This is a genomic window from Clostridium nitrophenolicum (assembly GCF_055391695.1).
This window is the reverse complement of sequence record NZ_AP042469.1, coordinates 1,876,556-1,889,617: the sequence shown is the minus strand read 5'-3', so window position 1 is coordinate 1,889,617 and position 13,062 is coordinate 1,876,556. Positions and strand designations below refer to the sequence as shown.

Below are 13,062 nucleotides of genomic sequence, written 5' to 3'. Positions count from 1 at the left end.
TATTATGGATAAGAACAATTCATGGAAACAGAAATCTGCTGCGTTAACCTTAGCTGTATCTATGGTTATGGTTAACCCTATAGCCTTATCAGGCTGCAGTTCTTCTAATAATAAGGTTGTACAGAATCCAACTAATCAAAACCAAAATATTAATAACAATCAAGAAGAGGAAGAAGAAGAGCAACAAGGCGGTTCTGGTGGTGGCGGCGGCTATGTCAGCAGCGGCCATAGTCATAGCTCATCTCCATTTATATTTAGTTCTTCAAGCAAAAGCAGTAGCGGAAATTCCACAGTATCTAATCAATCTTCTAGCGGCTGGCATGCGTGGACAACTCCCTCTTCTTCAGGAGGATATTCTGGGGTACATGCTGGCAGTGTAGCAGGCTAATTATAACAGGAGATGATGGATTATGTATGAATCTTTAACGGATAAATTATTATTTGATTATTATATGATAGATAGCAGAAGAAAAGATAGCATATTTTCTCCTGCTCCCTTTTATTTAGAAAAGGAAATTGCACAAAGCATGAAACTTTCAGCAGAAATACTAGATATTTTAGTGCAAAGGATAGTTACAGATATTAATACTAGTTTTAGTGACTTTATAGATTTTATACCTGACTTTAATTATAAAAGAGATATTTTAAATCTAAAAGTTCCTTTAAGCCCTGTATTTTGGGTCCGATTTGATGGTTTTATAAGAGAAGATGGGGGTATCTTTTTCTCCGAATTTAATTATGATAAACCCTGTGCTCAAAGAGAAATCCTAGCAAGCGAATATCTATATGCTGAAAATAATATTAATAAGGGTTTTAAGGGACGCTTTATCAACTCCTATAAAAGTATAGCTTCTCAATTCTTTAAAGAAAAAAGAAGGTTCAATACTGCTATATTAATAGATCCTTGTCATCTAGAAGAATCTAGACTTTCCTATTTATATACTGAACTGCTAGAGGACAGTAATTTTCATTTCATACCAGTTGGTCCTAAAAACTTGAAAGTAGTAAATGATGAACTTCTTGCTTTTGGCAAAGAGAAAATAGATATAATACTAAGACAATTCCCTACGGAACATTTAGATGAAGTAACAGATATAGAGACTATACTGGAGTTGTATAATAAAGAAAAAATACTTATATTAAATGATCCTAGAATTATTATAGGCCAATGTAAAAATTTATTCTCTTTTTTATGGAGCCTTGTTTCAACTAATGATACTAGGTTAACAAATATTGAAAAAGAAGTAATACGAAAAACTATTCCCTATACTGTACCTTTTAAAAAAGAATATATCAATGAAGTTATAGATAACAAGGATAAATATGTATTAAAACCAGTATACGGAAGGTATAGTGAAGATGTATTTATAGGGAAACTTTATAGCAGAAAAGAATGGCTGGAAGTTATAAACTATGTATTGGAGAAAGGCAATAGTTTTATATTACAAGAATTCTGTCCTATTCATAAGGATTCAGTAACTGCTGCTTCCAAACATCGCCATATACCTAAAGAAGCCTTTGGAAACTTTGGAGTTTACCTCATAGAGGGAAAGGTTAAAGGCTTTTGCACAAGATGGAACGAAAGCTACCTCACTTGCGATGAAAGTACTTGGATATCACCTATCGGATTAGCCGAAAATCCTTTAAAAGTTGTTAAACCAAATCTTCAGTGCAGAAAAAAAGTATGGGATAGAGTAACAGATAGAGCCATGATGGAATCTGGATTTACAGGAAGGTATTTTAGAGATAAGGAGTATATCGGATTAGATAGCCTTTTAATAGATAAAAGTAAATTTTTAGAATTAAAAAATGCATCAGAAGCCATTTGTCATGTTTTTAAAAAGGCTCAAAAGTTAGTTATTGATAATATTGACACCTTTTCGCCTGTATTAGGAATTTCCGGTTTAGATAACTTAGCTGTTCAAAACTATACAGACTCTCTTGTTTTTCTAGGAAGAATGGACTGGTGTCTTAATAGTAGAGGACAGTGGAAACTTTTGGAGTTTAATTCAGAAACCCCAGCCGGTCTGGTAGAAAGCATAGGCATAAGCAGAATTATAAAAGAAGAGTTAAATATCAAATATGAAAATCCAAATAAAAATATGGAATATCTATTAAAGAATGAATTCCATAAAATAATAAAAGATTACGAAAAGGTGAAAAAAATAAACAACATAGCTATTCTATCCAGTACCTATTATGAGGATTGGTATAATACCAGTGCTATATATAATTTAGTTAAAAGTCTGCCCTATAATATCACAATGGGAAACATTTTTGATGTTAAAGTATATGATAATAAACTATATTTATATGGTGAACCCATAGATGCTGTGTTTAGATATTATCCTTTAGATTGGTTTTTGAAAGATGAAAGTGAACAAATACTTAAAGCTCTAGAGTTTAATACCTTAAGTATAAATCCTCCACATACTATAATAACCCAGTCTAAGGCATTTCTAGCACTAATTTTCGAACTAAAGTTGCAAGGATTCTTCTCCGAAGAAGAAGCTAATTTAATTGATAAGTATATAACTCAAACATCCTTTGATGTAGAAAACTTAAACACTGTTGATATATGCCTAAAGCCTCTACTGGATAGAGAAGGTAATGGAGTTCTACTTGGTTGTGATGTTTTTGAAGAACCAGAATATGATTTTGTATTTCAAAAAAGAGAAGATATCAAACCTTTAGACTATGTTGGATATCGTACTACAGGTGAAGATAAGAAGTTATTATACCCAATAATAGGAACATATATAGCCGGTGATAAGTTTTGTGGAGTGTACACTAGACTTGGTGAATTAATTACTACAAGCTCTTGTATATATACGCCAATATTTTTGAAGCAAGATCTTAACTCAGATAGAGATTTTTTTACCCCATCTGAATTTTAGAGCTGCAAATGCATGACTTACGCCAAGTTAGTCAGGTAAAAATAGCATAAGGAGATTTTTATGAGTAAAAAAGATAAATCTTTAAGCAATGTTACATTATCAAGATCAAAGTCAGCTGAAATAGATAGTTCCATAAGGACAATTAAAAAAGTAGTAATATTTTTTTTAGTTATATTTACTGCTGTGGGAATATATTCAGTTAAGCAATCTAAAGAAAAAAAAGATGACAAAAATCTTATAGGCTACACACTAAAAGATGAGAAGTTAGTTGATAGCTGCAATTTAGTTTCTGTTGAAGGCTTTTATCTTGGAAAAGGTGTCCTAAATGATGAAGTGCATTATATTTTTCAAGCAGAAAAGAATGGTGAAAAATCAAATAATGTAGATGTGACCGAAAAGGAAATAGAGATAGTTTATGTTTCATCAAATAATTCTACTGAAAAACCTGGAACTGTTAAAGCCTATACAAGAACCTATACTAAAGAGGATAAAACCAAAGAATTAAAAACACAAAACAGGTATTTTTACAAAGTTTATATTCCTGAAGGTACTATTAAAGACTGCGGAGAGCTTACTACAGCTTCTGAAAACAGTGGCGAATAAAATTATATTGCAGCAAATGTGATTTGCATATAATATTGTATTAATGATAAACCTAATATAAAGATTAATCTAAAACTATAATTATCCAATGGATACTGTCTATAACACTCCCACCACACCCTGTGATGGGAAATAACATACAATACGTATCTAGATAAATTCTTCTAAGGCTCAGATAATAAGAGTAATCCTTATAGACAAACTCCACCTGAGCCTAAAAATCATTTAATAGGAGGTCTTTATGAAAATTGTGAAATATATCAGAAATATTTTATCTGGGTTGTATTTAAGCATCAAGAGATTTCCATTAACCATAGTATTTTCAGCTTCTGTTGCTGCTGTACTTATAGTAATATCAGAAACTAATCCAAAGGAAGATGCCTTAGCTAGGATAGCTATGATCCTTGCACTTGGAATTCCCCTTTCACTTTGTATAAAGCTTTTCTTTGAGAAAAAAGATGAAAAAAGCACATACAAGTTAGTTCTGGGTTATATTGGTGGAGCTTTATTCCTAATTCTTTATTACTTCTTATTTTTAAAAACTAGAGAAATGATTCCTATTACAAGATACGTTGCTGTAAGTCTTGCACTATATCTATGGTTTCTTTTTATACCACATCTTCTTAAAAAAGAACAATTTGAAATGTACGTTATAACTGTATTTACAGGCTTTTTCGTCACTATTATCTATTCCATTGTATTATATTCTGGCCTTTCTGCAATTTTGTTTACAATAGATAAGCTTCTTGGAATAAAGATTTTAGGTAAAGTCTACTACTACACATGGCTTTCTGTAGTTTTTATCTTTGCAGTATCATATTTTCTTTCTGTAATACCACTTAAGAATCAAGATCTAACTGTAAAAGCTTATCCAAAGCTCTTGAGGATACTGCTTTTATATATTGTAATGCCACTTTTGACAGCATACACAATAATACTATATATATACTTTGGAAAAATAATAATAACAGCACATTGGCCAATTGGCATAGTTTCTCATCTAGTTCTGTGGTATTCAGTTATTGTTACAATAGTATTATTCTTTATTACCCCTATAAAGGATGAAAATCCATGGCAAAACAAATTTTTAAAGTTTTTTCCTAAAATCATTCTGCCACTTCTTATAATGATGTTTATTTCCATAGGTATAAGAATAAATGCTTATGGAGTAACAGAAAGAAGATATTTTGTTGTTATTTTAGGAATATGGTTATTTTTAATAATGCTTTATTTATCCTTTACTAAAAAGCACAGAAACATAATAATTCCTCTTACACTTTCTATAGTTGCCTTAATTTCTGTATTCGGTCCTCTTAGTAGCTATTCCATTTCAAAGATAAGTCAAAATAACAGATTTGAAAAAATTCTTATTAAAGATAACATGCTTAAAGATGGAAAACTACAAAGTTCTCCCGATATTCCTAAGGAAGATAAAGCTGAAATAAGCAGTATACTTGATTATTTTAATCGAAATCACAACCTTAAAGATGTTAAATATCTTCCACAAAATTTCAAATTAGATGATATGGATAAGGTATTTGGATTTTCTTTTGTAGCACCAAGCTACGGTCCTACTGGAGAATACTTCACTTTTATGAGAAATCAATCAGAAAATACACTAGATATAAGTGGATATGATTACCTCTTTGATACAAGAATTCTTAATAGCAGTGCTAACGCATCAAGTTCTCCCCTGTCAGCTTCATATAATTATGAAACCGCAGTTGTAAAAGTTACTTACAAAGGAATTGAGATTTATAATAAAAATTTAAATTCTTTTGTAAAGAACCTTATTGATAAACACGGACTATTTTCAAAGGAAAATTCACTCTCTTCTGAGGAAATGACTTTAGTTGAAGAAAATGAAAAAATTAAGGTTAAATTTATATTCTTAAACATATCTGGCAACAAAAACCCATCCACTGGAAATGTTGATGCTAAAGGAATCGAGTTCTATATGCTTGTTAAAATTAAATAAAATTTTATTTTAATAAATTGATGGAAAAAGCTTTGTAAATCAAGTTATTTTTGGTGGAGCAGCAGTAATTGGAGAAAATTTAAGAATTAATTTATCAAAATAGTTACATCAATTTATTTACGTTCCTCAATTATACAATTATAAAAAATGTCATAGACTATATGCAAAATCACTATTTTTATAGCAAACTTTTGCATGTCCATGACATTTAATTTTTATTTTATAAATAACTATTAAGATCTATTTGCTCTTTGAAAGAATCCAATCCTACTCTGTCTATATAATCTCCTAATCTTTCTCTATTAGTTGCATTTTCATTATATACTTGAATAATTTTTTCTGTTAAGTCATATATGTTTTCTTCTGGTACACAAAGTGCTATTCTATCTGCTATTCTTGGCTTGGCCCCACCTTTTCCGCCAACATAGAACATCCATCCTTTTCCGCCTCCTATTAATCCTATATCCTTAAATGCACTATCTGCACAGCTATTAGGACAACCACTTACACCTATTTTTAATTTATTAGGTAACTTTTTACCATGATATAAACTATCAATTTTTGATCCAACTGCTACTGAATCTTGAAGACCTCTTTTACAAAAAGTAGTGCCTGGACATACTTTTACACTTCTTACACATAAACCTATTGCTGCACCTGGATCCATATCTAAGTCTTTCCAAGCACTATCTAAATCTTCTTCTTGCAATCCAACTATTGCAATTCTTTGAGCTCCAGTAACCTTAATAGCTGCTGCATTATATTTTTCAGCTACATATGCAATAGTTCTCAAAATATCTGGTGTTACAATTCCAGCAGTTAAATGTGGTGCTATTGCATATGTTTCTTTATCTCTTTGTAATATTGCTCCTTTTTCTAATAAATCAGTTTTCATTCGTGTAACCTCCTAAATTGGTTTTTTTAATATATATTATTAAATAATTAATATCAATTTAATTGTATCATATTTAGCCAGTGCAGACTACTAGGATACTAATTGTAAAAATATTTACACTTATAGTAAATATATTAACTACGTATTATTAGCCTAATAAACTATAAAATCTGCGATACTTTTATAATTGTACGTAGTACGCTTTTTAAGAAAACTTCGAATACTAATTTTTACTATGATGTGCTTCTTTTTTCTATCAATTTCATAGAATTATAATTTGTATATTGAACAAAATAGTAGAGTAATACTATGGGTAAATTCTTATTTAGGAGGGATAAATACTATGGGTGAAAAACATTGTTCTTCTTGTGCAAGCCAACAAGAAAAGGAAAAGAAAGAAAATAACTCTGGAACTAAACATAATAAAAAAACAAATAAAAAAGATTGATATTAAGATTAATTTAAAAATATTATGTTTTAAGTATGTATACACCTATATAAGATCAGTTTAGTTATGGAAAATGTAATATAGGTTGGATAATAAAAATAGTTTAAATTTTATAGTGTAAAGTTGATAGAGCTAGACTAAATTAAACTAGCTCTATTAATTTACTGATTAATATACAAAAAAGCAGATAAAAGAAGTCTCTTCCCCCCCCTACATTTTCCTTATTTTACAAAAGCTCCATTATTCTAAAATCATCTTCAATATCTTAATTACTATCATTATTTAGCTGCATTACAAGCTATATGAACTGCATCCCATACTCCTGCAAAAGGAGGTGCATAACATAAATCTGTCATTCCTAAATCCATGGTAGTCATATTGTTATGAATTGCTATAGCAAACATATCAACTCTTAATACAGCTCCTTTTTTCCCCATAGCCTGAGCACCTAAAATTCTATTAGTTCTTTCTTCATATATAAGCTTAATCCATATAAGCGTTGGATCTGGATAATATCCTGGATGGTCATACGCCTTAACAAAAACTGTTTTATAGTTTATAGCTAAAGCCTTAGCTTCACTTTCAGATAGTCCAGTTCTTCCTAATTCATAATCTAAAATTTTAATTGCAGAACTTCCAAGGGTCCCTACATACTTATTATGCTTACCTATAATGTTTTCCCCTGCCAGCCTTCCACACTTGTTAGCAGTGGTTCCCAGTGGTATAAAGGAGTTCTCTTCTTTTACCTTATTGTATACTTCAGCACAATCTCCCGCTGAATATATGTCAGCAATATTAGTTCTCATTTCTCTGTCAATCACTACTGCACCATTTCTAGCAAGGGCTATTCCTGAATCTTTTAAAAAACTAGTAGCAGGTCTTACACCTATAGCTAAAATAACCAAATCTGCTTCATAGCTTTCCTTATCAGTTTTTACCCCTGTAACCTTATCTGTGCCTACAAGTTCTTCAACCTTTTCATTTAAATTAAATTTAACTCCAGCTTCCATCATAATATTAGTTGCCATTTCTGTTAATTCAAAATCAAAAGGTTGTAATATCCTCGGGGCTAGTTCTACAACCCTAATATTTTTGCCGGCATGTAATAAGGTTTCTGCCAATTCTATTCCTATGTATCCTCCACCAACAATTACTATGTTCTTTACCTCTGGAGCTTCTACTGACTTTTTAAGTATCATTCCATCTTCCAAGGTTTTAAGCACATATACTCCTTTTAAATCCTTTCCTTTTAGAGGAGGAACTACTGGTACAGTACCTGTAGCTATCATAAGTTTGTCATAGGAATCCATAAACAGCCTATCATTTTCTAAATCCTTAACTAAAATTTGTTTACTTTCTGGTTCGACTTTTACAACTTCATGTTTAAGATTTATTTTCATTCCTGTCTTTTCAAACTCTTCTTTAGTTCTTGCTATCATCTTAGTATAGTCTTCATTCATACCAGATACATAGTAAGGAAGTCCGCAAGCACCATAAGATACAAATGGACCTTTCTCATAAACTACAATTTCAGTACTACTATCAATTCTCTTTATTTTAGAAGCAGCAGACATTCCTGCTGCAACTCCACCAATAACAATAACCTTCATAAGACCACTCCTATCTACTTAAAAAGTATTGGAAGACTCTCACTATATGGTGGATATGCTATACCCTTTTCTGTTACTATAGCAGTTATTAGTGAGTTATCTGTAACATCAAAACATGGGTTATAGGTTTTTACTTCTGCTGGAGCCATTGGTTTTTCGTACCACTTTGATGTTATTTCTTCGTCAGCTCTTAGTTCTATGTGAATATCCTCACCAGTACTACATTTTAAATCAATAGTAGATAGTGGTGCACAAACATAAAAAGGTATTCCATAGTGCTTAGCTAAAATCGCCACCCCTGAAGTTCCAATCTTATTAGCAGTATCCCCATTTTCGGCAACTCTATCACAGCCAACCAAAACTGCTTGAATTTTTCCTTCTTTCATCACTATTGAAGCCATATTATCACATATTAATGTAACATCAATTCCCGCTTCCTTAAGCTCCCATGCCGTTAACCTTGCTCCTTGAAGAAGAGGTCTTGTTTCATCTGCATATACTTTAAAATCATAACCTCGTTCTTTACCAAGGTATATAGGCGCTAGTGCTGTTCCATACTTTGCAGTGGCAACTGTTCCTGCATTACAGTGAGTTAATATTCCCATGCCGTCCTTTAATAGAGATAGTGCATTCTCTCCTATGGTTTTACAAACTATCTCGTCTTCTGCTCTTATATTTTCTGCTTCTTCTTTAAGAGCTCTTTTAACTTCTTGTACAGACTTTCCTTTTTCTCTCTTAAATCTATTTTCCATGCGATCAAGAGCCCAAAACAGATTTACTGCTGTAGGCCTTGAAGATGAAAGATACTCTTTTACTTTTTTAAAATCCTCATATAGCTCATCATAGCTTTCTGCTTGTGATTCCTTTGTTCCAAGATAAGCACCATAGCCAGCTGCGATACCTATGGCCGGTGCTCCCCTAACTCTTAATGAATATATAGCCTCCCATATTTGATTTTGGCTAGTTAATCTTAATAATATTTTTTCATTAGGAAGTAAGGTTTGATCTAATACTATCAAAGCGTTACTATCATCATCTAGTACTACTGATTGAATTATAGTACTATCAAGTTGTCCATTTTCTAACATAATGTTCCTCCTAACTTTTTGCAATGCTCTATTAGTTCTAAATAGCTCTTGCCATCTATCATATTTTCCCTATTTATAACAACTTCTTTACCAAAAGTTAAACAGAACTTTTCAGCCACTGCTCTTTTTTGAACATCTTCAATTGTTGTTATATCTTTTACATGAGCTATTCCTAAAATTCTTCTACATAATTCTAGTCCAGCAACCGCTGCTGTGTCTCTTAAAATATTATTTAAGTAATATTCTTTAAAACCTTCATATTTAGCAACTCTTTCAGTTACATTTTCATCATATGCTTTATTGAATTTTTCTTTAAACATATTAACTGTATTTAAAATGCTTTCCTTAACCCAAGCTATGTAACTATCTTTTTCCGCTCCTTCTTCCATTGTAGCTTCAGCATTTGCTAATGCAAATATAAAGTGTGCCACAACATTACCAACATCATACCCTGCTGGACCATAGAATGCAAATTCAGGATCTATAACTTTTGTGGAATTTTCTTTAACAAATATGGAGCCACTGTGAAGATCACCATGTATTAAGCACTGAGAATTTGTCATGAATTCAAATTTTAATTTTGCTGTTTCTAATATAAACTTCTTATCATTCCACAAAAGCTCTTGTGCTACAGCCTTTGTTGGCTCAAATATATCATTTCTTTTACAATTAAAGAATGGCTCAGTATAAACTAAGTCTTCACTAATTTCACAAAGCTCAGGATTTATAAAACTCTTAACAAGAGCTTTTTTCTCTTTATGACACATAGCAACATCTGAAGTAAGTAATAAAGTATTTACCATATAGGTTGTTATATGATCTACTAACATTGGAAACTTTTTATGCTGTAATAATGCTGTACGCAGTATTGTATGATCGGATAAATCCTCCATTACACAGCAATTCATAATAGGATCATAGTGATAAACCTCTGGAACTAAACCTTTAGCAAGAGAATGTTGAAGCTTTAGTATTGCACTTTCTATTCTATTACGATCTGGTGAAACTTTAAATTCATCAGATATTCTCGCTACAGGACCAGCTTGTTTTATTATTATAGACTTATTATCTTTCTCATCAATCACTCTAAATACATAGTTAAGATTTCCATCCCCAATCTCCTTACAAGTTAAAACTGCATCCTCATTAAAAAACCTTAAAACATTTTTAGCATATTCTACAACATCACTTTCCTTCATAGTAAAATATTCTTTAGTAAAATCTAACTTTGACATAATTAAACCCTCCCATTTTGCCAATGCTTCTTATTCCCCATAATACATTACATAATCTATTTGACCTGTTCCGTTTACTATTTTTTCAATTCAGTTATAACGTTTACAGAAATAAATTTAAATATAGATAAACAACTGAATTTTTAACTATATACTACCATAGCATGTTGTGTTTTTCAATTAATACAATAAAGGCTACCTTTCTTACACAAGAAAAATAGCCTTTGTTAAAGAATATTAATTTCTACTGATTTTCTATATAGGCATCCACAACAGTAGCCACATAATGATCTATTCCTTCATCTACCATAGCTATTATTGTAGGAGAACTAGGACTGTTAACATGTATCCTATAGGCACTTGAATTTATTCTATCTAATCCTTTATCTCTATTTATAATAACTTCAGATGCTCCATTATATTCATAACCTTCGTAAGCATTTGATATCATATTCTTTAACCTATCCGCCTGACCATCGATTTGTCTTATATCTTTTAATACATCATCTATATCTTTCATGTTTTTCCCTCCAGCATTTATAAAAATATAATTTTACTTAACTTATTATTCCTTTTCCATAAAAATAAATACAGTCACAAGGCAATTCCTTATGACTGTACTACAAATAAGATATATTTTAGATTTCCATGATTATTGGAAGTATAACTGGTCTTCTTTTTGTTTTTTCATATAAAAATTTCTCTAAAGATTTTTTCATGTTAGATTTTAATACGTACCATTCAATTACTTTATTTTCTAAGCAATTATCCAATTCTTTTTTTACAATTTCTTTTGCTTCATTAATTAGGGGTTCTGATTCCTTTACATAAATGAAGCCTCTGGTGATTATATCTGGTCCTGCAATGATATTGTAGGTTTCTTTTTCTATAGTTACAACTACTGTTAAAATACCGTCTTCAGCTAAATGCCTTCTATCTCTAAGAACTATATTTCCAACATCTCCAACTCCAAGTCCGTCTACAAGAACAATACCAGTTGGAACTCTACCAGAAATTTTTGCTTCATTTTCTGATAACTCTAAAACTTGACCAGTTTCCATAATAAAAGTATTTGAACTTTCCATACCAAGCCTTTGTGCTAATATTGAGTGATGTCTCAAATGTCTATATTCACCATGAACTGGCATAAAATACTTAGGATGTACCAGTGTATGAATTAACTTCAACTCTTCTCGATAAGCATGGCCGGATACGTGTACTTCCTCTAATGCTTCATAAATAACCTCTGCTCCTTTTTTAAATAGTTCATTAATTACTCTTGATATGAACTTTCCATTGCCAGGTATTGGTGATGCAGATATAATAATTAAGTCATTAGGTTCAAGTTTAATTATTTTATGAGTAGAAAAGGCTATTCTAGCAAGGGCTGACATAGGTTCTCCTTGACTTCCTGTAGTTATGATAGTTATCTGCTCATTCGGGTAATTACGAATTTCATCTACAGAAATCATATAATGTTCTGGTATATGCAAGTATCCTAGTTCCATTGCAACCTTAGATATGTTTTCCATACTTCTTCCACTAAAGGCTATCTTTCTTCCATATTGTACAGAAGCATTAACTATTTGCTGCATTCTTTGAATATTTGAAGCAAATGTGGCTACAATAACTCTTCCTTCAGCCTTCGAAAAAATTTTAATCAGCGTTTCTCCTATAGAACTTTCTGAAATTGTATGACCAGAACGCTCAACATTTGTGCTATCTGCCATAAGCAGTAGTACTCCGCTGCTTCCAAGATTAGATATACGCTTTAAGTCCATAACCTTATCATCTATCGGTGTATAATCTACTTTAAAATCGCCAGTATGTAGTATCACTCCTACTGGTGTGAAAATAGCAAGACAACAGGAATCTGATATACTATGGTTATTTCGTATAAATTCAACCTTAAAATTTTCTAGCTCCACTGTATCACCAGGTTCTACCGCATGAAGCTCAGAGCTATTGAGCAAACCATGCTCTTTTAATTTTATTTCAACTATTCCTAAAGTCAATCTTGTGCCATAAATAGGTACATTAAGCTGTTTTAAAAAATATGGTATTGAGCCTATATGATCTTCGTGCCCATGAGTTAAAAATATTCCTTTAACTTTTTCTTTGTTATCTAACAAATATGATATATCAGGTATTACTAAATCTACACCATACATGTCTTCCTCAGGAAAAGATATTCCGCAGTCTATTACCATGATTTCGTCTTTATATTCAATTGCAGTTATATTTTTGCCAATTTCTCCGAGCCCTCCTAAAGGAATAACTCTTACGCAATTTTCATTTTTCACTTGAA

Annotated in this window: 10 protein-coding genes; 4 read left to right on the top strand and 6 right to left on the bottom strand. The window is 31.4% G+C overall.

Going from position 1 to position 13,062, the window contains the following annotated elements; translation table 11 throughout:
• The first annotated feature begins 4 nt into the window (after positions 1 to 4).
• The 4 genes from ACZ5N4_RS08790 to ACZ5N4_RS08775 all read left to right on the top strand — a co-directional run bounded on the left by ACZ5N4_RS08790 (position 5) and on the right by ACZ5N4_RS08775 (position 5,478).
• On the top strand, positions 5 to 388 hold the full coding sequence (locus ACZ5N4_RS08790; RefSeq protein ID WP_464209077.1) for a hypothetical protein: 384 nt from the start codon (positions 5 to 7) through the stop codon (positions 386 to 388).
• Positions 389 to 410: 22 nt separating this feature from the next.
• Positions 411 to 2,897: a glutathionylspermidine synthase family protein gene (locus ACZ5N4_RS08785; protein ID WP_464209076.1), complete on the top strand. Its 2,487-nt coding sequence runs from the start codon at positions 411 to 413 to the stop codon at positions 2,895 to 2,897.
• A gap of 60 nt (positions 2,898 to 2,957) precedes the next feature.
• Positions 2,958 to 3,500, top strand: coding sequence for a hypothetical protein (locus ACZ5N4_RS08780; protein WP_464209074.1), 543 nt, complete (start codon positions 2,958 to 2,960; stop codon positions 3,498 to 3,500).
• Positions 3,501 to 3,741: 241 nt separating this feature from the next.
• Positions 3,742 to 5,478: a DUF4153 domain-containing protein gene (locus ACZ5N4_RS08775; RefSeq protein ID WP_464209072.1), complete on the top strand. Its 1,737-nt coding sequence runs from the start codon at positions 3,742 to 3,744 to the stop codon at positions 5,476 to 5,478.
• A gap of 220 nt (positions 5,479 to 5,698) precedes the next feature.
• Here the strand turns inward: ACZ5N4_RS08775 and ACZ5N4_RS08770 are convergent, their stop codons facing one another.
• From ACZ5N4_RS08770 to ACZ5N4_RS08745, 6 genes are all read right to left on the bottom strand, one after another.
• Entirely contained in the window at positions 5,699 to 6,373 is a 675-nt protein-coding gene (locus ACZ5N4_RS08770) for an NAD(P)/FAD-dependent oxidoreductase (RefSeq protein WP_464209070.1), read from the bottom strand.
• A gap of 726 nt (positions 6,374 to 7,099) precedes the next feature.
• Positions 7,100 to 8,431 carry a CoA-disulfide reductase gene (locus tag ACZ5N4_RS08765; RefSeq protein WP_464209068.1) on the bottom strand — a complete coding sequence of 444 codons (1,332 nt, stop codon included), beginning with the start codon at positions 8,429 to 8,431 and terminating at the stop codon, positions 7,100 to 7,102.
• A 14-nt stretch (positions 8,432 to 8,445) separates the two neighbouring features.
• Positions 8,446 to 9,519, bottom strand: a complete 1,074-nt coding sequence (gene mtnA / locus ACZ5N4_RS08760) for an S-methyl-5-thioribose-1-phosphate isomerase (protein WP_464209066.1) — start codon at positions 9,517 to 9,519, stop codon at positions 8,446 to 8,448.
• Positions 9,513 to 10,754 carry an S-methyl-5-thioribose kinase gene (gene mtnK, locus ACZ5N4_RS08755; RefSeq protein WP_464209064.1) on the bottom strand — a complete coding sequence of 414 codons (1,242 nt, stop codon included), beginning with the start codon at positions 10,752 to 10,754 and terminating at the stop codon, positions 9,513 to 9,515. Before mtnK ends, mtnA begins: the two co-directional genes overlap by 7 nt.
• A 244-nt stretch (positions 10,755 to 10,998) precedes the next feature.
• Complete coding sequence (locus ACZ5N4_RS08750) at positions 10,999 to 11,274, bottom strand: hypothetical protein (protein WP_464209062.1); 276 nt, start codon at positions 11,272 to 11,274, stop codon at positions 10,999 to 11,001.
• A gap of 118 nt (positions 11,275 to 11,392) precedes the next feature.
• Complete coding sequence (locus tag ACZ5N4_RS08745; RefSeq protein WP_464209060.1) at positions 11,393 to 13,057, bottom strand: ribonuclease J; 1,665 nt, start codon at positions 13,055 to 13,057, stop codon at positions 11,393 to 11,395.
• Between the last annotated feature and the right edge of the window lie 5 nt (positions 13,058 to 13,062).